Genomic DNA, 24,626 nt, shown 5'->3' on the forward strand with positions numbered 1-24,626 from the left:
TCACAGCCACAGGTTGAGCAGGCGGGCGCCGGGCGCTTCGTCGGCCACCTGCCGGTTGTCGCGCTGCACCGCCATGCTGCGCCCGTCGCTGCCCAGGCCCCACAACTGACCGCGCATGAACACGGCTATTCCGGCTCGGGCGGGAGTCTCCTGCAGCTGCGCCGGCAGCGAGTGGCGCAACCAGGCCTCGCCCTCGCTGAGCTCCCTGGCGCGGCTGCGCAGGTCGTCGGGGGTGCCGGACCAGATGCCGTTCCAGTGGTCGTTGCCATGCAGGAAGGCCGGCACTGCCAGCAATTCCACCTGTTGCGCGACCAGCGGTGCATAGCTCTCCGCCCGCCAGCTGTCGGTGCCGATCAGCACGCCCAGGCGCCCGGCCGGAGTAGCGACCACATGCAGTGCCTGGTCCGAGGCGGCGGCGGTGAAGCTGTCCTCGTCGCGATGCGGCAGCACCTTGCGCTGGGGCTGGCCGAGCGGCATGCCGTCGCTGCCGAACACCAGGCTGACGTTGTACAGCGGGCCGTCGCCGACCTGCAGCATGCCTTCCTCGACGCGTGGTTCCGGCAGCACGATGGAGCCGGCGACTATGGTCACCCCATAGGTCTCGGCCAGGCCGCCGAACAGGTTCTGGTAGTCGGCGGCCATCTGCTCGGCCTTCATCCGCAGCAGGGCGTCGCTGAAGCGCGCCGTGCCCTGGTTGGCCAGCAGCGCGCGGATCAGCTCCAGCGGATGGCTCAGTCCCAGCCAGACGCGCGCCTCGGCCAGGTCGCGGGCGGCGAACACCTCGCGCTTCTCGCCGACGGCTACCAGCCAGGTGCCGATATGTTCGGGCAGCACCACCACCGTCTTCGGATTCAGCAGGCCTTCGGCCTGGGCTTGGTCCAGGTAGGCGGCCAGCTTGCGGTGCAAATGCAGGGGACTGCGGTAGTCGGCGCGGTACAGCTCGGGCTGGATACCCAGCAGGTTGCCGCGGCCCTGGTCGCTGCCCAGGCTGAAGGCCAGCGAGCTGCGCAGGTCGCTGAGGAAATGGCTGGCGGGCCGCCACTGGATCCAGGCGGCGTAGGCGATCAGCAGGGTGACGAGCAGCAGCCAGAAGGTGCGGTGGAGCAACTTGAGCATGATGTGGCCTGGTGGCAAGTAAGCCGCCAGCCTAGGGCAAGGCGTCGCCTTTGCCTAGTCGGGCTGTTAGTTATGATCAATAACTTGTGCTTTTCGATCATTGAGCGGTCAGCGGCCGCTCTTTATCGTCTGCCGCAACAACGACCACGTGCGGATCAGTGCGTGGCAGACCGTGATAAGCCCGACGCTGTGGAGATGACCATGAGCAACGCCTACCCGAACCTGCTAGCCCCTCTGGACCTGGGTTTCACCACCCTGAAGAACCGTACCCTGATGGGCTCCATGCACACCGGTCTGGAAGAGAAGCCGGGTGGCTTCGAGCGCATGGCGGCCTATTTCGCCGAGCGTGCCCGTGGCGGCGTCGGCCTGATGGTCACCGGCGGCATCGGTCCGAACGAGGAGGGCGGCGTCTACTCCGGCGCGGCCAAGCTGACCACCGTCGAGGAAGCCGAGAAGCACAAGATCGTGACCCGCGCCGTGCATGAGGCGGGCGGCAAGATCGCCATGCAGATCCTGCATGCCGGCCGCTATGCCTACAGCCCGAAGTCGGTGGCGCCGAGCGCCATCCAGGCGCCGATCAACCCGTTCAAGCCGCGCGAGCTGGACGAGGAAGGCATCGAGAAGCAGATCCAGGACTTCGTCACCTGCTCGCTGCTGGCCCAGCAGGCCGAGTACGACGGCGTCGAGATCATGGGTTCCGAGGGTTACTTCATCAACCAGTTCCTCGCCGCCCACACCAACCACCGCACCGACCGTTGGGGCGGTAGCTACGAGAACCGCATGCGCCTGCCGGTGGAGATCGTGCGCCGCGTGCGTGAGGCCGTAGGCCCGAACTTCATCATCATCTATCGCCTGTCCATGCTCGACCTGGTCGAGGGCGGCAGCACCTGGGACGAGATCGTCCTGCTGGCCAAGGCCATCGAGAAGGCCGGCGCCACCATCATCAACACCGGTATCGGCTGGCACGAAGCGCGTATCCCGACCATCGCCACCAAGGTGCCGCGTGCGGCCTTCACCAAGGTCACCGCCAAGCTCAAGGGCGAAGTCAGCATCCCGCTGTGCACCACCAACCGCATCAACACTCCGGAAGTGGCCGAGCAGGTACTGGCCGAGGGCGATGCCGACATGGTGTCCATGGCCCGTCCGTTCCTCGCCGACCCGGACTTCGTCAACAAGGCCGCTGAAGGCCGTGCCGACGAGATCAACACCTGCATCGGCTGCAACCAGGCCTGCCTGGACCACACCTTCGGCGGCAAGCTGACCAGCTGCCTGGTCAACCCGCGTGCCTGCCACGAGACCGAGCTGAACTACATCCCGACCGCCACCGTGAAGAAGATCGCCGTGGTCGGCGCCGGCCCGGCCGGTCTGGCCGCCGCGACTGTTGCAGCGGAACGCGGCCATAGCGTGACCCTGTTCGACGCGGCCGGCGAGATCGGCGGCCAGTTCAATGTGGCCAAGCGCGTGCCGGGCAAGGAAGAGTTCTACGAGACCCTGCGCTACTTTAAGAAGAAGCTGGAAACCACCGGCGTCGACCTGCGCCTGAACACCCGCGTCAACGTCGACGACCTGGCCAAGGGCGGCTTCGACGAGATCATCCTGGCCACCGGTATCGCCCCGCGCACTCCGGCCATCGAAGGCATCGACAACGCCAAGGTGATCAGCTACCTGGACGCGATCCTGCAGCGCAAGCCGGTCGGCCAGAAGGTCGCGGTGATCGGCGCCGGCGGCATCGGCTTCGACGTCTCCGAGTTCATCACCCACGCCGGCGAGACCACCAGCCTGAACCGCGATGCGTTCTGGAAGGAGTGGGGCATCGACACCGCGCTGGACGCCCGTGGCGGCATCGCCGGGATCAAGGCTGAGGTGCATCCGGCCGCCCGCGAGGTGTTCCTGCTGCAGCGCAAGAAGTCCAAGGTCGGCGACGGTCTGGGCAAGACCACCGGCTGGATCCACCGCACCGGCCTGAAGAACAAGAACGTGCAGATGCTCAACTCGGTCGAGTACCTCAAGGTCGACGACGCTGGCCTGCACATCCGTATTGGCGAAGGCGAGCCGCAGGTGCTGCCGGTCGATACCGTGATCGTATGTGCCGGCCAGGACCCGCTGCGTGAGCTGCAGGACGGCCTGGTCGCCGCCGGCCAGAGTGTGCACCTCATCGGTGGCGCCGACGTGGCCGCCGAGCTGGACGCCAAGCGGGCGATCAACCAGGGCTCGCGCCTCGCCGCCGAGCTGTAACGGAAACGCCCCGCCCAGTGCGGGGCGTTTGCTATGTGGCTCATAACAACAAGGAGAAACCCATGTCCACCGATCTGCAATTGCAACCGGCGGCCGCCGCCAGCCTGCAGCGCTGGCACCAATTTATCGCCGCCAAGGATCTGCGCCAGCTGCCCGAGCTGCTGCATGCCCAGGCGGTATTCCGCTCGCCGATGGCGCACACACCTTATCCGGGCGCGCCGACGGTCAACATGATCCTCAACACCGTGCTGCAGGTGTTCCAGGACTTCGCCTATCACCGCGAGCTGGTCAGTGCCGATGGCCTGAATGTGGTGCTGGAGTTCTCGGCCCGCGTCGGTGAGCGCGAGCTCAAGGGCATCGACATGATCCGCTTCGACGAGAGTGGCAAGATCGTCGAGTTCGAGGTGATGGTCCGCCCGATGAGCGGTTTGCAGGCCCTCGGCGAGGAAATGGGTCGCCGTCTGGCGCCTTTCCTGGCGGCTGCCAAGGCCTGATTCGCCCAGCCCGTCACAGTTTCACCCTGCCGCCGGTCTGCTGCCGCGCGGCGGCAGGGCGCTGCCAACCCAGTCACATTGCCCGCGTTCCGTTTTCCCCTAGACTTGCCTGAAACAATGGATGGCGCCTGCTTCGCAGGTTATGTGCACGCGCGGAACAACCGTAGCGCGCCGATCGTGATCCCGGTGGCCTTGAGGAAAATCCATGAGCATGCAGAACAAAGCGCAGATGGTCGAAGCGGTGCTGTTCTTCAATGAACAGGGCGTCTGCAAGCAAATGCTCTTCCCCGAATTCGAGGCCCTGCTCGACAACGTGGTGAACATGCCCGAGTTCGCCGATCAGCAGATGCGCATGGCCTATGTGCTGATCAACCCGCGCCTGATGGTGCGTGCCGCGGTGTTCTTCTACCTGGACTTCGATGAGAGCGGCGCGGCCGACAAGGGCTGGAACCTGCCGCTGCGCCATCTGGCCGACAATGCCGGGCGTGGCCCGGACCTCGGCGCCGGCCCGATCCGCCTGGCCTGCCGCAGCCAGTGCCCGGTGTCCTGGCACCAGATGCACCTGTGGGACCCCAGCCTGGCGCCCGGCAAGAACGACCTGGCGGTGATCCGCGATGTGGTCAAGCGCAACGCCCTTGGCCTGCTGGCCGAAGAAGAGACCGCCGTGATGCTGCCGGAGCGCCTGCAGGTGGCCGCCGAAGATAAGTGGCAGGCGCCCGACCCCGCCCGCGAAGAGGCCGACAAGCAGGCCGAGCGCAAGGAACAGGAGCACCGCCTGAAGACCGCCCAGCTGATCAAGCAGCAGCGTCTGCGCATCAGCACCCTGGGCAAGCAGTACGAGGAAGAGCAGGCCCGCTTCAAGCTGGCCGCCGATGAGCGCCAGCGCTCGCTGCAGACCGAGATCCACAACCTGCACCAGGCCCTGCGTCAGCAGGAAGAGCTGAATGCCAGCCTCAAGGAGCAGCTGGGCGCCCAGGCCGATGGCATGCAGCAGACCCGCGAGGAGCTGTCCCGCCAGCTGCGCGATCTGGAGCGCCACGGCCGTACCGAGGCCGATATCCTGCGTGCCCAGTTCGATGCCGAGCTGCAGGCCCGGGTCGCCGCCGCGGTGGCGGAGTTCAAGGAACAGGTGGCCATTCGCGACGTCGAGCTGGCCTACCGCGCCGAGCAGGAGACCCAGCTGCAGAACGAACTGGAGCGTCTCAAGCGCGAGCGCGACGACCTGGCCAGCCAGGGTGGCGAACAGATCCTCGAACGCCTGGCCAAGCTCGGTGTGGTGTTTGTCGTCTATCACCCGGGTGCCGGCCACCTGACCATCCCGCTGCAGGATATCGCGCGTTACCAGAACAACCCCCTGAGCTATGCGGCGGCCAAGTGCTTCGTCTCCGAGGAGCAGTACCGCCAGTGGCTGGCCCACTACCAGCAGCCGACATGCGAGGCCAGCCTGCCGTCCGGCGATCGCTGCTCCATGCCTATCGACCGGGTGGAGACGCCCAGCCGCTTCGTGGTCGGCGAATCCAACTGCTGCGCGCGACACAAGGCCGGAGCGCGCCTGCGCACCGTGAGCTGAGCGGTTACCATGGAGCCCGGCGCCTGACTCCTGGCGCCCAGCCGATCAGCTCCCGCATGCCTATTGTCCTGCCGCCCTGGAACCCATCCGCGCCCCTGCAGCCCCTGCGGCTCGACTGGCTCGCGCGCGCCGCCGTCGAGGTGGCCGTGCTGCGCCTGGACCTGCTCGATCCGCTGATCTCCGGTAACAAATGGTTCAAGCTCAAGCCGCATCTCGAGGCTGCCGCGGTTGCGGGCGCCGACGGTCTGATCAGCCTGGGCGGCGCTCATTCCAATCACCTGCATGCCCTGGCCGCGGCCGGCCGGCGCTTCGGTTTCGAAACCGTCGGCCTGCTGCGCGGCGAGCCCCAGGCCACGCCCACGACCCGCGATCTGCAGGAGTGCGGCATGTGTCTGCACTGGCTCGGCTACGCCGGCTATCGCGACCGGCATCGTGCGGACTTCTGGCAGCCCTGGCGCGAGCGCTATCCACGGCTGCTGCCGGTGAGCGAAGGCGGTGGCGGTCTTCTGGCGGCCCGGGCCTGCGCAGCTATAGTCGAGTTGGCCAGGGCGCAGTTGGCCGAGCTGGGCTGGGACGACTACCACGGCTGGTGGCTGGCCGCCGGCACCGGTACCACGGCGGCCGGGCTGGTGCTGGCCGAAGGCGGCGAACGCCAGGTGCACGTGGCCATGGCGGTGCCGTCCGGTCATGGCGTGGAGAGCCAGCTGCAGGCCATCCTGCATGAGGCGGGGCGGGTCGATGCGGGCTACCGTCTGCTGGACGCCAGTCGTGGCGGTTTCGGCAGGATCGATGGGCCATTGGCGCAGTGCATCGATGATTGTGAGCGAGCCGGCGGACTGCCGCTGGAGCCGCTCTACACGGGCAAGGCCATGCTGGCATTGCGCGGCGAGGTGGAGGCCGGTTACTTTGCTCCGGGTACGCGCCTGCTGTTGCTCCATACCGGAGGCTTGCAGGGGCGCCGGGCCATGGCCCAACGCCTGGAAGAACTGGCAGCAGTACGCCAAGAATAATGAAGGACAGGTGTCGATGACCGAGCCGCTGAATCCCGAACAGCTGCGCAGCTTTACCCCGCTCAACGTGCTCTCCGAGCAGCAATGGCGCGAGTTGCGTCCCCAGCTGGTGCCACAGCCGCTATTGGCCGGCCAGCTGCTGTTCCGCCAGGGCGACCAGGCCCGCACCACCTATTACCTGCTGTCCGGCGAGCTGCTGTTGCGCGATGCCGACGGCCGCGAGGAGCGCCTGCAGGCTGGCAGCGAGGCCAGCTGCCATCCGCTCTCGCCGACCCTGCCGCGCCAGCACGAGGCGCGCGCGCTGAGCGACGTCAGCGTACTGGCCCTGGACAGCGCCAATCTCAGCCGCCTGCTGACCTGGCGTCTGGCCTACCAGGACCTGTTGCTGGACCTGGGCAGCAACGGCGACGACGTCGAGTGGTTGGAACGCCTGCTGGAAAACCCGTTGTTCACCAAGGTGCCGCCGGCCAACGTGCGCGCCATGCTCGAGCGCCTGCGCCCGATCGATCTGCCGACCGGCAGCCGGGTGCTGGTGGAGGGCGAGGGCGGCGACTGCTGCTACTTCCTCAAGAGTGGTCGCGCCGAGGTGTTCCGCGCGGGTGAGGGTGGCCGCCAGGTGCTGGCCGAGTTGGATGTCGGCGCCTGCTTCGGCGAGGAGGCGCTGCTCTCCGATCAGCCACGCAACGCCACCGTGACCATGATCGAGCCCGGCATGGTGCTGCGTCTGGATCGCCATGACTTCTTCGCTCTGCTCAAGGCGCCGGTGGTCGACGAAGTGTCGTTCGGCGAGGCCGCGCGCCTGTTGTCGAGCGGCGCCCAGTGGCTGGACGTGCGCCTGCAGGAGGAGTACGAACGCGGTCATGCGCAGCAGTCGCTGAACATGCCGCTGCACCTGCTGCGTCTGAAGGTGCGCCTGCTGGACAAAGGCAAGACCTACCTGTGCTACTGCGACAGCGGCAAACGCAGCGCCAGCGCCGTGTTCCTGCTGTCGCAGATGGGCTTCTCAGCCTACGCCCTGCGCGACGGCCTGGATGCGCTGCCGGCGGTACAGCGTGGCGCGCTGCTGTGCGAGAACGGCCCGGGCTACCTGGCCCGCTCCGGCGGGCGCACCGAACGCAGCCACTGATACCTAGCGCGGGGCGCAGTGCGGCCACTGGTCGTTGACCAGAAACAGCCGTTCGCCCTCGCGCCATTCATCGCCATCCCGCTCCAGACGCACCAGCAGCTGTGCCGGTGCCTGCTCAGGCAATCCCTCCATCCATACCGCCAGTTGTGCGAGCGACCAGAGTGCTGACGATGGCACGCGCGCCGGCGCCAGCCAGGCCTGCCTAGCCAGGGGCTGCCAGTGCTGCCCCGCCGTGGCAAGCCGCGCCCAGTCGCCGCGGCGCAACCAGCGCCCGCGCAGGTGCTCGGGGTTGCAGCCCGAGGGCGGGTGGCAGTCGCCGGGCCAGGGATAGAAAAGGTAGCCACTCAGCCAGGCGGCGGAGCGGGGCGGCTGCGTTGTCAGCTGCGCCAGCGTTGCCCGGGCCGCCGGGCTGGACGCCAGCGGCAACTGATGGCGGGCCAGATGGTTCAGCTTGAGTCCCAGGCGATCCTCGCTGGACGGCCCGAGCCAGTTGGCGGCATCCATACCGGGCTGCTGATCCGGCCCCAGATACAGCTTGATCGCCAGCTCCAGGTGGTGCACGCCTTCGTCGTCCTGCAGCAGCAGGTCCAGTTCGCCCAGCGTGTGGCCGGCCTGGCGTATCGGCAGATTGGCGGCCAGCAGCCGCACGTCCGGGGCTGCCTGCAGGGCGAACTGCCACAGTCGTTCGTAATAGCGGCCGAGGCGGCTGGAGCCGTTGGCCAGGTGCTCGCGCAGTGCCGCGCTGTGCGCTTCTTGGTGCAGCAGCCAGTCGACCAGGCGCTGTGGTTCGGCGAGCCAGCGACTGGCGGCCAGTGGATGGCGCAGGGGTAGCTCGCTGCCATCGAGCAGGGCGGGAGAGAGCAGGGCCCAGGCCAGGTCACGCACCTGGGGCTGGCGCAGCTGCGCCAATAGGTCATCCAGCGGCAGATTCATCGGCCGAGCATAGCCGAGGCGGTTTGCTGCGATCAGCGGCTTTCGCCCATAATCCGGCAACTCCCCCGTTGCAGAGCGCCCCATGGAGCAATTTCGCAATATCGGCATCATCGGCCGCCTGGGCAGCGCCCAGGTGCTCGACACCATTCGCCGCCTGAAGAAGTTCCTGCTCGAGCGTCACCTGCACGTGATCCTCGAAGACACCATCGCCGAGGTGCTGCCCGGCCACGGCCTGCAGACCTGCTCGCGCAAGAACCTCGGCGAGATCTGCGACCTGGTAGTGGTGGTCGGCGGTGATGGCAGCATGCTCGGCGCCGCCCGCGCCCTGGCCCGGCACAAGATTCCGGTACTCGGCATCAACCGCGGCAGCCTGGGCTTTCTCACCGACATCAAACCGGACGAGCTGGAGGTGAAGGTCGCCGAAGTGCTGGAAGGGCGCTTCCTCGAGGAGAGCCGCTTCCTGCTTGAGGCCGAGGTGCGCCGCCACGGCGAGGCCATCGGCCAGGGCGATGCGCTCAACGACGTGGTGCTGCACCCGGGCAAGTCGACCAAGATGATCGAGTTCGAACTGTTCGTCGACGGCCACTTCGTCTGCAGCCAGAAGGCCGACGGACTGATCATCGCCACGCCGACCGGCTCCACCGCCTACTCGCTGTCCGCCGGCGGGCCGATCATGCATCCCAAGCTGGACGCCATCGTCATCGTGCCGATGTACCCGCACACCCTGTCCAGCCGACCGATCGTGGTGGACGGCAACAGCGAGCTGAAGATCGTGGTGGCGGACGATCTGCCGATCTACCCGCTGGTGTCCTGCGACGGCCAGAACCACTTCACCTGCGCGCCCGGCGACACCATCACGGTGGCCAAGAAGCCGCACAAGCTGCGCCTGATCCATCCGCTCGACCACAACTACTACGAGGCCTGCCGCACCAAGCTCGGCTGGGGCGGCCGCCAGTGGAGCCACGACTGAGATGCTCCTCGACAGCGGGCGCGGCTACGATCTGATCGGCGACGTGCACGGCTGCGGGCGCAGCCTGGCGCGCTTGCTCGAGCAGATGGGCTACCGCCAGCAGGGCGGCGTCTGGCGTCACCCTCGGCGCATGGCGCTGTTCCTGGGGGACCTGATCGACCGCGGCCCGCGCATCCGCGAGGCGCTGCACCTGGTGCATGCCATGGTCGAGGCCGGCCAGGCCCTGTGCATCATGGGCAATCACGAATACAACGCACTCGGCTGGTACACCGAGGCGCCGCCGGACAGCGAGCGGCGCCATGTGCGCGAACACACGCCGCGCCACGAGCGGCTGCTGCAGCAGACCTTCCGCCAGTTCGCCGAACATCCGCAGGACTGGCGCGACTTCCTCGACTGGTTCCAGCAGATGCCGCTGTTCATCGACGCCGGGCGCTTCCGCCTGGTGCATGCCTGCTGGGATGACAGCCTGATCGGCGCGCTCAAGGCCGATTACCCGGACGGCCGCATCGACCGCGACTTCGTGGTGGCCTCGGCGGTGCCGGGCAGCTTCGCCAACCGGGTGTTCGAGCGCCTGCTGCGTGGCACCGACCTGCGCCTGCCCCAGGGCCTGACCCTGACCAGCGAGGAAGGCTTCACCCGCGCCTACTTCCGCACCAAGTTCTGGGAAGACGACCCGCAGACCTACGGCGACGTGGTGTTCCAGCCCGACGCCTTGCCCGACAACGTGGCCAGCCTGCCGCTGACTCAGACCGACAAGGGCCGCCTGCTGCAGTACGGCCTGGACGAGCCGATGCTGTTCGTCGGCCACTACTGGCGTCGCGGTCGCCCGGCGCCGCTGCGGCCCAACCTGGCCTGCCTGGACTACAGCGCGGTGATGTACGGCAAGCTGGTGGCCTATCGGTTGGATGACGAGCTGCAGATCGACCCGAACAAGTTCGTCTGGGTCGAGGTCGAGCGGCCGGAGGCACCGCAATGAGTCGGGTAGAGGCGCTGCGTTGCCCCTTGCAGGAAGACCTCAGCGGTTTTGTCGGCCTGTTGCGCCGCCTGCAGGTGCCGCACCGGGTCAGCGAGGAGCGTGACAGCCAGGTGCTCTGGGTGCCGGCCGGCTCATTGGCCGAGCAGGTGCGTGCGCTGTACCTGCGTTACCCGCAGGGTGCCGATGAGGCGGAACTGCCGACGCCTGCGCAGCCGGCTCGCCCGGGCTTCGTGGCACAGCTGCGCGCCAGCTGGATGACGGCGCTGGTGCTGCTGGCGACACTGGTGGTCGCAGCCATCACCCTGCTGGGTGAAAATTTCACCACCCTGCGCTGGCTGAGCTTCCAGGATTTCCATATTCAGGGTGAGTACATCTATTTCCAGCCGTGGTTGGCCAGCCTGGAGGCAGGGCAGTGGTGGCGACTGGTGTCGCCCATGTTCATTCACTTCGGCGTGCTGCACCTGACAATGAACGGCATGTGGTACTGGGAACTGGGGCGGCGCATCGAGGCACGCCAGAGCGGCTGGGCGCTCCTGGGCCTGAGCCTGCTGTTCGGCCTGCTGTCCAACTTCGCCCAGTTCTGGTTTGGCGGCCCTTCATTGTTCGGCGGCCTGTCCGGTGTGCTCTACGGTCTGCTCGGCTATTGCTGGATCTTCCAGCTGCTGGCACCGACCCCGGCCTACGCGCTGCCGCGCGGCGTGCTGGCGATGATGCTGATCTGGCTGCTGGTCTGCCTGTCCGGGGTGATCGACACCCTGGGCTTCGGCTCCATCGCCAACGCCGCCCACGTCGGCGGGCTGGCCGCCGGATGTGCCGCCGGCCTGATCGGCGGTGCACTGGCGCGTGCGCGCCGGTAAACTTGGCCCCCTGTTTAGCTTCCCGCTGTCGGAGTTCCCCGGATGTCGTCCTTTGCCGAAATGATCGAGAACATCACCCCCGAGATCTACCAGAGCCTCAAGCTGGCGGTGGAAATCGGCAAGTGGCCGGACGGCCGCAAGCTGACCCAGGAGCAGAAGGAGCTGTCGCTGCAGGCCATGATCGCCTGGGAAGTGCAGAACCTGCCCGAGGAAGAGCGCACCGGCTACATGGGCCCGCAGGAGTGCCAGTCCCACGCCGAGCCGATCCCCAACCTGCTGTTCAAATCCAACGACACCCTGCACTGATGACCCAGGCCATGAACGAGCTGGGCCGCGGTGCGCTGAGCAAGATGACCATCCGCCTGGGCGAGACGGCGCAATACGCCTTCCGCCTGGACGACACCGAGGTCCCGGTCAACCCGCTGCTGGGCAAACGCATCCGCCTGGAGTTCCTCGGCGCGATCCATTGCAGCCACTGCGGGCGCAAGACCAAGAAGAGCTTCGCCCAGGGCTACTGCTATCCCTGCTTCACCAAGCTGGCCCAGTGCGACAGCTGCATCATGAGTCCGGAGAAGTGCCACCACGAGCAGGGCACTTGCCGCGAGCCGGGTTGGGGCGAGCAGTACTGCATGACCGATCATGTGGTCTACCTGGCCAACTCCTCCGGGATCAAGGTCGGCATCACCCGCGCCACCCAGCTGCCGACCCGCTGGCTGGACCAGGGCGCCAGCCAGGCGCTGCCGATCTTCCGCGTGGCCACCCGCCAGCAGTCGGGCTTCGTCGAAGACCTGCTGCGCACCCAGGTGGCGGACAAGACCAACTGGCGCGCCCTGCTCAAGGGCGATGCCGAGCCCGTCGACCTCGCCGGCGTGCGTGAGCAACTGATGAGCAGCTGCGCTGAAGGCATCGCCGCGCTGCAGCAGCGCTTCGGCCTGCAGGCGATCCAGCCGGTCAGCGATGTCGAGGTGCTGGAAATCCGCTACCCGGTCGATGCCTACCCGACCAAGGTCGCCAGTCATGATCTGGAGAAGACCCCGGTGGTGGAGGGTATCCTCAAGGGCATCAAGGGCCAGTACCTGATTCTCGACACGGGCGTGATCAATCTGCGCAAATACACGGCCTACCAGGTCGCCGTACTCACCGAATAAGAGGCCACAAGCCGATGCGTACCGAACAGCCGAAAATGATCTACCTCAAGGACTATCAGGCGCCGGACTACCTGATCGACGAGACCCATCTGACCTTCGAGCTGTACGAGGACCACAGCCTGGTCCACGCGCAACTGGTGATGCGCCGCAATCCGGCCCTGGGCGCCGGCCTGCCGCCGCTGGTGCTCGACGGCCAGCAGCTGGAGCTGGTCCGCGTGTCCCTGGACGACCGCGAGCTGGCTGCCTCCGACTACCAGCTGACAGACAGCCACCTGACCCTGCAGCCGACGCAAGAACGCTTCGTCATCGACAGCACGGTGCGCATCCACCCGGAGAGCAACACCGCACTGGAGGGCCTGTACAAGTCCAGCGGCATGTTCTGCACCCAGTGCGAGGCCGAAGGCTTCCGCAAGATCACCTACTACCTCGACCGCCCGGACGTGATGAGCAAGTTCACCACCACGCTCTCCGCCGAGCAGCACAGCTACCCGGTGCTGCTGTCCAACGGCAACCCGATCGCCAGCGGCAGCGAAGGTGACGGCCGCCACTGGGCGACCTGGGAAGATCCGTTCATGAAGCCGGCCTACCTGTTCGCCCTGGTCGCCGGTGACCTGTGGTGCGTGGAAGACAGCTTCACCACCATGAGCGCCCGCGAAGTCACCCTGCGCATCTATGTCGAGCCGGAGAACATCGACAAGGTGCAGCACGCCATGGACAGCCTGAAGAAGTCGATGAAGTGGGACGAGGAGGTGTACGGGCGCGAGTACGACCTGGACATCTTCATGATCGTCGCGGTCAACGACTTCAACATGGGTGCCATGGAGAACAAGGGCCTCAATATCTTCAACTCCAGCTGCGTGCTGGCCCGCGCCGAGACCGCTACCGATGCCGCCCACCAGCGCGTCGAGGCGGTGGTGGCCCACGAGTACTTCCACAACTGGTCGGGCAACCGCGTGACCTGCCGCGACTGGTTCCAGCTGTCGCTCAAGGAAGGCTTCACCGTGTTCCGTGACGCCGAGTTCAGCGCCGACATGAACTCGCGCACGGTCAAGCGCATCGAGGACGTGGCCTACCTGCGTACCCACCAGTTCGCCGAGGATGCCGGCCCGATGGCCCACCCTGTGCGCCCGGATGCGTACATGGAGATCTCCAACTTCTACACCCTGACCATCTACGAGAAGGGTTCCGAAGTGCTGCGCATGATCCACACCCTGCTGGGCGCCGAGACCTTCCGCAAGGGCTCGGACCTTTACTTTGCGCGCCACGACGGCCAGGCGGTGACCTGCGACGACTTCGTCAAGGCCATGGAAGATGCCAGCGGCGTCGACCTGAGCCAGTTCAAGCGCTGGTACACCCAGGCCGGCACCCCGCGCCTGGAGGTCAGCGAGAGCTACGATGCGGCGGCCAACACCTATCGCCTGCAGCTGCGCCAGAGCTGCCCGGCCACGCCGGGGCAGAGCGAGAAGCTGCCGTTTGTGATTCCGCTGGAGCTGGCACTGCTCGACGCCCAAGGCCGCGAGTTGCCGCTGCAGCTGGTCGGTGAGGACAAGCCGGTCGGTCGTTCGCGCGTGCTGCAGGTGACCCAGCCCGAGCAGGCCTTCACCTTCGTCAATCTCGAGGCCAAACCGCTGCCGTCGCTGCTGCGCGGTTTCAGCGCGCCGGTCAAGCTGAGCTTCCCCTACAGCCGCGACCAGCTGATGTTCCTGATGCAGCACGACTCTGACGGCTTCAACCGTTGGGAGGCGGGCCAGCAGCTGTCCGTACAGGTGCTGCAGGAGCTGATCGGCCAGCATCAACGCGGCGAGGCATTGGTGCTGGATCAGCGTCTGGTCACGGCGCTGCGCAGCGTGCTGGAGAACGAGGCGCTGGATCAGGCCATGGTCGCCGAGATGCTCTCGCTGCCGGGCGAGGCCTACCTCACCGAGATCTCCGAAGTGGCCGATGTCGATGCCATCCACGCCGCCCGCGAGTTCGCCCGCGCGCAGCTGGCCGAGGCGCTGTTCGAGCCGCTGTGGGCGCGCTACCAGGCCAACCGCGAGGTTTCGCGCAACACGCCTTACGTGGCTGAATCCACTCACTTCGCTCGGCGCAGCCTGCAGAACATCGCGCTGTCCTACCTGATGCTGACCGGTAAGCCGGAAGTGCTGGCTGCGACGCTAGAGCAGTACGAGGCGTGCGACAACATGACCGAGCGCCTCACCGCATTGGCGGTGCTGGTCAATTCGTCCTTCGAGGCGGAGAAGGCCAAGGCGCTGCAGGCCTTCGCCGAGCACTTCAAGGACAACGCGCTGGTCATGGACCAGTGGTTCAGCGTGCAGGCCGCCAGCACTCTGCCGGGCGGCCTGGCTCGCGTGCAGGCGCTGATGCAGCACCCGGCCTTCACCCTGAAGAACCCGAACAAGGTGCGCGCGCTGATCGGTGCGTTCGCTGGGCAGAACCTGGTCAACTTCCATGCGGCCGATGGCAGCGGTTACCGTTTCCTGGCCGACCAGGTGATCAGCCTGAACGCCTCCAACCCGCAGATCGCCTCGCGCCAGCTGGGCCCGCTGACCCGCTGGCGCAAGTATGACTCCCAGCGTCAGGCTCTGATGCGCGGCGAGCTGGAGCGCATCCTTGCCTCCGGCGAGCTGTCCAGTGACGTCTACGAGGTGGTCAGCAAGAGCCTGGCCTGATCGTCGGCTGGATGTTACCGAGCGCTTGCTCGGTAGCATCCGCTGTTACTGCGCTGTTTCCTTTTCTCCTGGTCAGTTTTCACTGATCGCAAGAGCCCCGCCCCAGACGCTTTCTCCTAAAAAATACGAGCGGAATCACAAGGTTAGATAGCGCCAGTCGGGCGACAAATTGAGACATCCTCAGGCGACATTGGCCATATTTGGAACTGGCATGCCTGGCATCGAAAAACTCTCGCTGAATCTGGTTTCTTGGTATCGATCTTGAATAGTCCCGCGTCGGCCGAGAGCCGGGCGCGCCCGGCAAATCGGACATAACAAGAACAATCTATTCATGGAGTTGCCGATGGCCATCCCCTTGCGCAAGTCGTCTCTTTGTCTCGCTCCCGCCAAGGCGGGCTTTGCCCTCGCCGGGCTCATTCCGCTGCTGCTGGCAGTGCCGGCCAGTGCCGTCGAGTTCAGCTTCGCCGATGGCGAGGTGACCGGCTCGCTGGACACCACTCTGTCCTACGGTCAGTTGTACCGGGTACAGGGGCAGGACAAGACCAACGACGACACCAATGGCAACGACGGTAACCGCAACTTCGACACCGGCCTGGTTTCCGAGGTGTTCAAGGTTACCTCCGACTTGGAGGCCAATTACCAGAACTACGGCATGTTCGTGCGCGGCACCGCCTTCTATGACACCCAGATCATGGACAAGCGCAACGACAACGACGATTTCCGCCCGAGCCAGAGCTACCCGAACAACGACCATTTCACCGACGAGACCCGCAGCAGCGCTGGCAACAGCGCCGAGATCCTCGACGCCTACGTCTATGGCAACTGGGACGTGGGCAGCATGCCGCTGACCGTGAAGGTCGGCCGCCAGGTGTTCAACTGGGGCGAGGGCGTCTTCTATCGTGGCGGCATCAATACCACCAACCCGATCGATGCCGCCAAGTTCCGCCTGCCGGGCTCCGAGCTGAAGGAAGTGCTGGTGCCGGTGGAGGCCTTCAACTTCAACATCGGCCTGACCGACAATCTGTCCCTGGAAAGCTTCTACCAGTGGAACTGGAAGGAGTCGGCCATCGATCCGGCTGGTACCTTCTTCTCCGAGACCGATCTGTTCGCCGACGGCGGCAATACGGCCTACACGCTGAATGACTCCTTCGCCAATCCATTGCTTGCAGGGGCCTACAACGGCTTGGTGGCGGCCAATCAGCTGAGTGGTACGGACTATTACGATCCGACGACGGGCACCATCAAAGTCGCCAGTATAAAAAGCGACCTCAACGCCAAGAATGATGGACAGTACGGGTTTGCGTTGCGCTATATGGCTGAAGAGTTGAACTCTACGGAGTTCGGCCTCTACTACGTGAACTATCACGCCAAGGAACCGCAGATCTACGCCGACGTTAACGACTCCTATGCAGGCTTCAATCCCAACGTGCTGTGTAACACCACCGGCGGTACCTCCTGTGCAAACCTGCAGCTGGGCGCCGCGCTGGGTGTGCCCGGCGCCGCGCAAGCCCTGGCGGCAGCTGGTGGCCTTGGAGCAATCGATATCGCCAATCAGGTCGGGGCTCGCCGCGAGTACGTCGAAAACATTCGCATGTATGGGCTGAGCTTCAATACCAACATCGGTGAGGCATCGGTTTTCGGTGAGGTGGCTTATCGGCCCAACCTTCCGGTCGGCATCAGCGCCACCAACGACCTGCTGGGCGACCTGCTGGGGCAAGCGCTGCAGTTGGGTGGTGGCGGGCAGGCCGCTATCGCTGGCCGCGATGTCGCAATGAGTGGCCAGATTCACAACTACGAGCGCATCGAGGCGTTCAACCTGTCCCTCGGCACTATCTACAACTTCGGCCCGGCGATCAGCTTCGACTCGTTGATGGGCGTGGCCGAGATCGCCTCCGAGCACGCTCGCGCCAGCAGCCTGAGCTACACCGCCTACGACGGCAGCAAGCGTGGCTTCGCCGGTCGCCCGAACGGCGCCTACGTGTCCGACTACGACGACGAGGATCAGATCAGCCGTGACGCCTACGGTTATACCCTGGCCCTGTCCGGTACCTGGAACGATGTCTACGCCGGGGTCAACCTGTCGCCCTTCGCCGTGTTCAAGCACAACTTCCAGGGCAACTCGCACCAGACCGGCAACTTCGTCGAGGGGGCCATGGCCTACTCGGTCGGCCTGCGTGCCAGCTACCTGAACAGCCTGGAAGCCGAGGTGCAGTACACCGAGTACTACGGTGGCGGGCAGAACAACAGCGGTCGCGATCGCGACAACCTGGGCGTCAACCTCAAGTATTCCTTCTGAAACCGAATCACAGGGCAGGGCGGCCAGACCGCCCGGCTCGCCAGTACGGAGAACCACCATGTTGATGAAACACACGCTGATGGGCGCCGCAGTCGCCCTCGCGCTTTCCGCCGGCAGCGCCCTGGCCGCCGTTTCCGCCGCGGACGCGGCCAAGCTCGGCACCACGCTCACTCCCTTCGGCGCCGAGAAAGCCGGCAATGCCGACGGCAGCATTCCCGAGTGGACCGGCGGCATCACCCAGGTCCCGGCCGGTTACAAGGGCAGCGGCCAGCACCACGTCGATCCGTTCCCGGACGACAAGCCGCTGTTCACCATCACCAAGGCCAACCTGGACCAGTACAAGGACAAGCTGAGCGCGGGCCAGATCGCCCTGTTCAACTCCTACCCCGATACCTTCCAGATGCCGGTGTATCAGAGCCGTCGCTCGGGCTCGGCGCCGCAGTGGATCTACGACAACAGCATCAAGAACGCCACCACTGCCAAGCTGGTGGAGGGCGGTAACGGTTTCGCCGATGCCTATGGCGGCGTGCCGTTCCCGATCCCGCAGGACGGCGTCGAGGCGCTGTGGAACCACATCGTGCGCTATCGCGGCACCTACATCACCCGTCGTTCGGTGGAGGCTGCGGTGCAGCGCACCGGCGCCTATTCGCCGGTGGTGTCCGAGGTCGAGGCGCTGTTCCGCTACTACGATCCTAAGGGCAGCTACGGCGACCTGAACAACATCCTGTTCTACTACCTGAACTTCACCAAGAGTCCGGCCCGTCTGGCCGGTGGCGCCGCGCTGGTCCACGAGACCCTCGACCAGGTCAAGGAGCAGCGCCAGGCCTGGGCCTATGCGGCCGGCCAGCGCCGCGTGCGTCGTGCGCCGAACCTGGCCTATGACACGCCGATCGCCGCCTCCGAAGGCCTGCGCACCGCCGACGACACCGACATGTTCAACGGCTCGCCGGATCGCTACGACTGGAAGCTGCTGGGCAAGAAGGAGCTGTACATCCCCTACAACAACTACCGCATCGCCGCTGCCGGGGTGAAATATGACGACGTGCTGAAAGTCGGCCACGTCAATCCGGAGCTGACTCGCAACGAACTGCACCGCGTCTGGGTGGTGGAGGGCACGCTGAAGCCGGGCGCCCGCCATGTATACGGCAAGCGCACCCTGTTCCTCGACGAGGACAGCTGGCAGGCCGCGGTAGTGGATCAGTACGACACCCGTGGCGAGCTGTGGCGCGTGTCCATCGCCTACCTGAAGAACTACTACGACCTACCCACCACCTGGTCGGCCATGGAGGCCTTCCACGACCTGCAGAGCCGTCGCTACTACGTGCAGAACCTGGACAGCGAAGAGCCGACCACCGCCAACTTCAGCAAGGCGATTCCGGCCGAGAGCGAGTTCACTCCGTCGGCCCTGCGTCGTCGCGGTACTCGCTAAGAGCAACAGCAAGGCGGAGGCCGGCCTCCGTTGCTCCACCAGTTCTACTCCCGCCGCTCGTTCGAGTGGCTTTTGCGACCCGGTCTGTGACCGGGTCGACATTTTTCTGTCTGACCTCTCGGCCTGTTTCGGACCTCTCGGTCGTTGCCTCCGTGCGTGCGCTGCTGCGCGCTTTTGCCTGGATGTATCTGCTTAAACTGCCGCGCGATCGCGCTGGCATCCGGCCATCTCGATCATCGGTCATCACCCGCAATGCGCTGAATCGCTCGCGCCGGCAGTCCGCGCGCCAGGCATTGCTGCAGGCCTTCCGGAAAGGATGCGGGCTTCCGGCAACACCCTGGTGGTGGTGCTTACAGCTGGCCAGCCATGCCTGGCCTGAACGAGTGGAGCAAACAAGAATGTTGAAAGGATTGTTCGCGACCGGGCTGCTGCTGTGCCTGTCGAATGCCGCCCTGGCGGCGGTGAGTGCCGACGAGGCAGCCAAGCTGGGCGCCAGCCTGACCCCGCTGGGTGGCGACAAGGCGGCCAATGCGGCCGGCACCATTCCCGCCTGGAGCGGCGGTATCACTCAGGCCCCGGCGGGTTACGCCGGCCCCGGCCACCATCATGTCGACCCGTTCCCGCAAGACAAGCCGCTGTTCACCATCAGCAAGGCCAACCTGGAGCAGTACAAGGACAACCTCACGCCGGGCCAGCTGGCCCTGTTCAAGTCCTATCCGGACAGCTTCCAGATGCCGGTCTACCAGACCCGGCGCAGTGCTTCCGCGCCGCAGTGGGTATACGACAACACCCGGCGCAACGCGGAGAAGGCGCGCCTGCTGGAAGGTGGCAACGGTTTCGCCGAGGCCTTCGGCGGCATTCCCTTCCCGATTCCGCAGAACGGTGTCGAGGCCCTGTGGAACCATGTCGCCCGCTATCGCGGTACCTATGCGGTGCGCCAGTCCTCGGATGCCAGCGTGCAGCGCAATGGCAGCTATGCCCTGGTCACTACGCACCAGGAGGCGCTGTTCAACTATTACCAGCAGGGCGGTTCGGCCGAGCAGCTGGACAACATGCTGTTCTATTACATGGCCGTGACCAAGGCGCCGGCCCGTCTGGCCGGCGGCGCGCTGCTGGTGCACGAGACGCTGGACCAGGTGGAGCAGGCCCGCCAGGCCTGGGGTTACGCCGCCGGTCAGCGCCGCGTGCGCCGCGCACCCAACGTCGCCTACGACACGCCGCTGACCACCGCCGACAACCTGATGACCGCCGACGACAAGGACATGTTCAACGGCGCGCCGGATCGCTACGAGTGGAAGCTGCTGGGCAAGCGGGAGATCTACATCCCCTATAACAACTACCGGATCTCCAGCCCGGACGTCAGCTATGACCAGCTGATCAAGCCCGGCCACCTCGACCCGCAGTTCACCCGTCACGAGCTGCATCGGGTGTGGGTGGTGGAGGGCACGCTCAAGCCCGGCGCCCGGCATATCTACGCCAAGCGCACCCTGTACCTCGACGAGGACAGCTGGCAGGTGGCGGTGGCCGATCAGTACGACAGCCGTGGCGAGCTGTGGCGGGTCTCCATCGCCTACCTGAAAAACTACTACGAGCTGCCCACCACCTGGTCGGCGCTGGATGTGTTCCACGACCTGCAGTCCGGGCGCTACTACGTGCAAAACCTCGACAACGAGGAGCAGGGCACCAGCGACTTCAGCCAGCCGTTGCCCGAGTCCAATCACTTCTCGGTGGCGACCCTGCGCCGAGTCGGGACGCGTTGAGTTACCAGAGACGTGAAGGCAAAAGGCCGCTAGAGTGCTAGCGGCCTTTTACTATGTGGCGATTCTCGGTGATTCGGCGCTTAACAAAACATAACGTCACGCCGATTGTCAGGTTTTTCCAAAGCCGTATAGCATGAGCCCGCCTGATAAAAGGCAATGAACCCACCTATAAGAATAAAGGGGGAAATATATGCGTGAGCCCGTCGTGCGGCGCACCCGCTCCGGTTGCCTGACTTCCGTCCAGGCCCCGGCCCGTCATCACTCGCCGCTGGCGAAAGCGCTGTCGCTGCTCAGCGTATGTTCCGTCCTGGCATTCGCCGCGCCCCTGCCTCTGCAGGCCGCGGACGCAGCTGCCGTCCTCTCCATCGAATCGCCCCAGGCCGTGACCAGCCTGCTGCTCGACGTGACTCACGCCGGCAAGCGCCTGGTCGCCGTTGGCGATCGTGGCCACATCCTGTTTTCCGAAGACGCCGGGCGCAACTGGGTCCAGGCTCGTGTGCCGAGCCGCCAGCTGCTGACCGCGGTGTACTTCGCCGACGACAAGCATGGCTGGGCCGTCGGCCATGATGCACAGATCCTCGCCACCGACGACGGCGGCGCCAACTGGGATCTGCAGTTCGAAGACCTGCAGCGCGAAGCGCCGCTGCTGGACGTCTGGTTCCGCGACGCCAGCACCGGCTATGCCGTGGGCGCCTATGGCGCGCTGCTGGAAACCACCGACGGCGGCAAGACCTGGAACGACGTCAGCGACCGCATGGACAACGAGGACGGCTATCACCTCAATGGCATCACCGCCGTGAAGGATGCCGGCCTGTTTGCCGTGGGCGAGGCGGGCAGCATGTTCCGCTCCGCCGACTGGGGCCAGACCTGGGAGAAGGTCAAGGGGCCGTATGAAGGCACCCTGTTCGGCGCCATCGGCACCGCCAGCGCCAACACCGTTCTGGCCTATGGCCTGCGCGGCAACCTGTTCCGCTCCACCGATTTCGGCGCCACCTGGCAGCAGGTCAAGCTGCTCTCCGATAGCGGCCCGCTGGAGTTCGGCCTGGCCAACGCCAGCCTGCTCAAGGACGGCACCGTGGTCATCGTCGGCCATGGCGGCAGCGTTCTGACAAGCAAGGACTCCGGGCGCACCTTCACCGTGGTCAATCGTCCGGACCGGGCCTCCCTGGCCGGTGCCACCGACGACGCGGCCGGCAACCTGGTCCTGGTGGGGCAGGGCGGCGTGCAGATCGCTTCTCCGACTGGCGCCGAGCCAGGCCAAAAACAATAATCCGGGGCGAATGAGCATATGAGTTCCATGAGTAGCCATCACCAGGACAAGGCGACCTTCCTCGAGCGCCTGATCTTCAACAACCGGCCAATCGTGATCGCGCTGTGCACGGTGATCACCATGCTGCTGCTGTGGCAGGCCTCGCACATCCGGCCTTCGACCAGCTTCGAGAAGATGATCCCGCTGGAGCACCCCTTCATCGAGAAGATGCTCGAGCACCGCAACGATCTGGCCAACCTGGGCAACACCGTGCGCATCTCCGTGGAGGCGAAGGATGGCGACATCTTCTCCAAGGAATACATGGAGACCCTGCGCCAGATCCACGACGAGGTGTTCTACATCCCCGGCGTCGACCGTTCCGGTCTGAAGTCGCTGTGGAGCCCGAGCGTGCGCTGGACCGAAGTGACCGAAGAGGGCTTCGACGGCGGCGAAGTGATCCCGCAGACCTACGACGGCTCTGCGCAGAGCCTCGGCGAGCTGCGCAGCAACGTGCTGAAGTCCGGTCAGGTCGGCCGCCTGGTGGCCAACAACTTCAAGTCCAGCATCGTCGATGTGCCGCTGCTCGAGCAGTACCCGGACCCGAAGGATCAGAGCAAGCTGCTCAAGCTGGACTATCGCCAGTTCTCCCACGAGCTGGAGGAGAAGATCCGCGACAAGTACCAGGCGCAGAACCCCAATGTGCAGGTGCACATCGTCGGCTTCGCCAAGAAGGTCGGTGACCTGATCGATGGCCTGATCATGGTGGTGGCCTTCTTCGGCATCGCCCTGGTCATCACTCTGGTGCTGCTGTACTGGTTCAGCTGGTGCATCCGCTCGACCATCTCGGTGGTCTCCACCACCCTGATCGCGGTGGTCTGGCAGCTGGGCCTGATGAACCTGGCCGGCTTCGGCCTCGACCCGTACTCGATGCTAGTGCCGTTCCTGATCTTCGCCATCGGCATCTCCCACGGGGTGCAGAAGATCAACGGTATCGCCCTGCAGTCGAGCGATGCCGACAACGCCCTGACCGCTGCGCGCCGTACCTTCCGCCAGCTGTTCCTGCCGGGCATGATCGCCATCCTGGTGGACGCCGTCGGCTTCATCACCCTGCTGATCATCGACATCGGCGTGATCCGCGAGCTGGCCATTGGCGCCTCCATCGGCGTCGGCGTGATCGTGTTCACCAACCTGATCCTGCTGCCGGTGGCGATTTCCTACATCGGTATCAGCAAGAAGGCCGTCGAGCGCAGCAAGCGCGAGGCCAACTGCGATCAGCCGTTCTGGCGCCTGCTGTCCAACTTCGCCCATCCTGTAGTGGCGCCGATCTCGGTGGTCATCGCCCTGTCCGCCGGCGTGGCCTCCTTCTGGTACCAGAAGGCCCACCTGCAGATCGGTGACCTCGACCAGGGTGCGCCGGAGCTGCGTCCGGACTCGCGCTACAACAAGGACAACGACTTCATCATCAGCAACTACTCGACCAGTTCCGACGTGCTGGTGGTGATGGTCAAAACGCCGAACGAAGGTTGCTCCACGCACCAGACCCTGGCGCCTATCGACCAGCTGATGTGGCAGCTGGAGAACACCGAGGGCGTGCAGTCGGCCATCTCCATGGTCAGCGTGTCCAAGCAGGTGATCAAGGGCATGAACGAGGGCAGTCTCAAGTGGGAGACCCTGTCGCGCAACCCGGACATCCTCAACAACTCCATCGCCCGTGCGGACGGTCTGTACAACGCCGACTGCTCGCTGGCGCCGGTACTGGTGTTCCTCAACGACCACAAGGCGGCGACCCTCAAGCGCGCCGTGGGCGTGGTGGAAGAGTTCGCCAAGGAGAACAACAAGGACGATCTGCAGTTCATCCTCGCCGCCGGTAACGCCGGTATCGAGGCGGCCACCAACGAGGTGATCGCCACCTCCGAGCTGAAGATCCTGGTGCTGGTGTACATCTGCGTGGCGGTGATGTGTCTGATCACCTTCCGCTCCTTCGGCGCCATGCTGTGCATCATCCTGCCGCTGATCCTCACCTCCATTCTGGGTAACGCCCTGATGGCCTGGCTGGGTATCGGTGTGAAGGTGGCGACCCTGCCGGTGATCGCGCTGGGCGTGGGTATCGGTGTCGACTATGGCATCTATATCTACAGTCGCCTGGAAAGCTTCCTGCGTGCCGGTATGCCGCTGCAAGAGGCCTATTACCAGACCCTGCGCTCTACCGGTAAGGCCGTACTGTTCACCGGTCTGTGCCTGGCCATCGGTGTGGTCACCTGGATCTTCTCGGCGATCAAGTTCCAGGCCGACATGGGTCTGATGCTGACCTTCATGCTGCTGTGGAACATGTTCGGTGCTCTGTGGCTGCTGCCAGCCCTGGCGCGCTTCCTGATCAAGCCGGAGAAACTGGCCGGCAAGAAAGGCGGCTCGCTGTTCGCACACTGATCTGACGCAGTACTGAAAAGGGCTCCCTCGGGAGCCCTTTTTTATTGCCTGCTGTTTGTTCCTGGTCAGCTGCCGCGTCCGGTTAGCGGTGGCGGCTATCCCGGTCACCATTGGCTCAAGCAGGACCGCGGTTGGGGCGGGCGTGGCGCTCGAAGGCGCAGCAGTGCGGCTGACTGAAGGATCATCTCGGGGCTGTCCTGATGGTGCCCGAGGTGTTGTTGGAGTTGCTGCAGGCGGAGGGCAGGCAGCTGTGCGGCGGGCGACAGAGGCCATGCTGCGGATGAAGACGCTGGATATCTTCGAACTACAGCAGGCCTTCGCGGGGCAAATGGCGGGCATGAAAAAGCCGCCTTGCGGC

18 protein-coding genes are annotated in these 24,626 nt (G+C 65.3%); 16 read left to right on the forward strand and 2 right to left on the reverse strand.

Features of this window, described 5'->3' with window-relative positions; translation table 11 throughout:
- Positions 1–1,116, reverse strand: coding sequence for a carbon-nitrogen hydrolase family protein (locus FFS62_RS09340; protein ID WP_137972555.1), 1,116 nt, complete (start codon positions 1,114–1,116; stop codon positions 1–3).
- 201 nt (positions 1,117–1,317) lie between these two features.
- Between FFS62_RS09340 and FFS62_RS09345 the strand changes: the two genes are divergently transcribed.
- The 5 genes from FFS62_RS09345 (at position 1,318) to FFS62_RS09365 (ending at position 7,551) form a co-directional block, all read left to right on the forward strand.
- A complete protein-coding gene (locus tag FFS62_RS09345) occupies positions 1,318–3,351 on the forward strand; it encodes an FAD-dependent oxidoreductase (RefSeq protein WP_371920113.1) in 2,034 nt (677 codons plus the stop codon).
- 62 nt (positions 3,352–3,413) lie between these two features.
- Positions 3,414–3,845 (forward strand): nuclear transport factor 2 family protein, encoded by a 432-nt coding sequence (locus FFS62_RS09350; RefSeq protein ID WP_137972556.1) that lies wholly within the window; start codon positions 3,414–3,416, stop codon positions 3,843–3,845.
- Between the two features lie 205 nt (positions 3,846–4,050).
- Complete coding sequence (locus FFS62_RS09355) at positions 4,051–5,415, forward strand: chromosome partitioning protein ParA (RefSeq protein ID WP_137972557.1); 1,365 nt, start codon at positions 4,051–4,053, stop codon at positions 5,413–5,415.
- A gap of 56 nt (positions 5,416–5,471) precedes the next feature.
- A complete protein-coding gene (locus FFS62_RS09360; RefSeq protein WP_137972558.1) occupies positions 5,472–6,425 on the forward strand; it encodes a 1-aminocyclopropane-1-carboxylate deaminase/D-cysteine desulfhydrase in 954 nt (317 codons plus the stop codon).
- A gap of 16 nt (positions 6,426–6,441) precedes the next feature.
- Positions 6,442–7,551, forward strand: coding sequence for a cyclic nucleotide-binding domain-containing protein (locus tag FFS62_RS09365; protein WP_137972559.1), 1,110 nt, complete (start codon positions 6,442–6,444; stop codon positions 7,549–7,551).
- A gap of 3 nt (positions 7,552–7,554) precedes the next feature.
- Here FFS62_RS09365 and FFS62_RS09370 read toward each other — a convergent pair whose 3' ends face one another.
- The gene (locus FFS62_RS09370; RefSeq protein WP_137972560.1) at positions 7,555–8,484 is read right to left on the reverse strand and encodes a DUF1853 family protein; all 930 of its coding nucleotides are present in this window, start codon (positions 8,482–8,484) and stop codon (positions 7,555–7,557) included.
- Positions 8,485–8,566: 82 nt separating this feature from the next.
- Here FFS62_RS09370 and FFS62_RS09375 point away from each other — a divergent pair, with 82 nt between their 5' ends.
- The 11 genes from FFS62_RS09375 to FFS62_RS09425 all read left to right on the forward strand — a co-directional run bounded on the left by FFS62_RS09375 (position 8,567) and on the right by FFS62_RS09425 (position 24,268).
- Positions 8,567–9,454 (forward strand): NAD(+) kinase, encoded by an 888-nt coding sequence (locus FFS62_RS09375; protein ID WP_137972561.1) that lies wholly within the window; start codon positions 8,567–8,569, stop codon positions 9,452–9,454.
- 1 nt (position 9,455) lies between these two features.
- Positions 9,456–10,430 carry a metallophosphoesterase gene (locus FFS62_RS09380; protein WP_137972562.1) on the forward strand — a complete coding sequence of 325 codons (975 nt, stop codon included), beginning with the start codon at positions 9,456–9,458 and terminating at the stop codon, positions 10,428–10,430.
- The gene (locus FFS62_RS09385; RefSeq protein ID WP_137972563.1) at positions 10,427–11,287 is read left to right on the forward strand and encodes a rhomboid family intramembrane serine protease; all 861 of its coding nucleotides are present in this window, start codon (positions 10,427–10,429) and stop codon (positions 11,285–11,287) included. The genes FFS62_RS09380 and FFS62_RS09385 overlap by 4 nt, the downstream gene beginning before the upstream one ends.
- A 42-nt stretch (positions 11,288–11,329) precedes the next feature.
- Positions 11,330–11,593, forward strand: a complete 264-nt coding sequence (locus FFS62_RS09390) for a YeaC family protein (protein WP_021699693.1) — start codon at positions 11,330–11,332, stop codon at positions 11,591–11,593.
- A gap of 11 nt (positions 11,594–11,604) precedes the next feature.
- Entirely contained in the window at positions 11,605–12,435 is an 831-nt protein-coding gene (locus FFS62_RS09395; protein ID WP_137973390.1) for a DUF2797 domain-containing protein, read from the forward strand.
- Between the two features lie 14 nt (positions 12,436–12,449).
- Complete coding sequence (gene pepN, locus FFS62_RS09400; protein ID WP_137972564.1) at positions 12,450–15,107, forward strand: aminopeptidase N; 2,658 nt, start codon at positions 12,450–12,452, stop codon at positions 15,105–15,107.
- A gap of 343 nt (positions 15,108–15,450) precedes the next feature.
- Positions 15,451–17,403 (forward strand): DUF1302 domain-containing protein, encoded by a 1,953-nt coding sequence (locus FFS62_RS09405; RefSeq protein ID WP_137972565.1) that lies wholly within the window; start codon positions 15,451–15,453, stop codon positions 17,401–17,403.
- A gap of 58 nt (positions 17,404–17,461) precedes the next feature.
- A complete protein-coding gene (locus tag FFS62_RS09410; RefSeq protein ID WP_137972566.1) occupies positions 17,462–18,832 on the forward strand; it encodes a DUF1329 domain-containing protein in 1,371 nt (456 codons plus the stop codon).
- Between the two features lie 398 nt (positions 18,833–19,230).
- Entirely contained in the window at positions 19,231–20,592 is a 1,362-nt protein-coding gene (locus FFS62_RS09415; protein WP_137972567.1) for a DUF1329 domain-containing protein, read from the forward strand.
- Between the two features lie 190 nt (positions 20,593–20,782).
- The gene (locus FFS62_RS09420) at positions 20,783–21,862 is read left to right on the forward strand and encodes a YCF48-related protein (RefSeq protein ID WP_137972568.1); all 1,080 of its coding nucleotides are present in this window, start codon (positions 20,783–20,785) and stop codon (positions 21,860–21,862) included.
- An 18-nt stretch (positions 21,863–21,880) separates the two neighbouring features.
- Positions 21,881–24,268 carry an RND family transporter gene (locus FFS62_RS09425; RefSeq protein ID WP_171016302.1) on the forward strand — a complete coding sequence of 796 codons (2,388 nt, stop codon included), beginning with the start codon at positions 21,881–21,883 and terminating at the stop codon, positions 24,266–24,268.
- Positions 24,269–24,626: the final 358 nt, after the last annotated feature.

This window comes from Pseudomonas sp. F(2018), from assembly GCF_005508865.1.
Taxonomy (GTDB): domain Bacteria; phylum Pseudomonadota; class Gammaproteobacteria; order Pseudomonadales; family Pseudomonadaceae; genus Aquipseudomonas.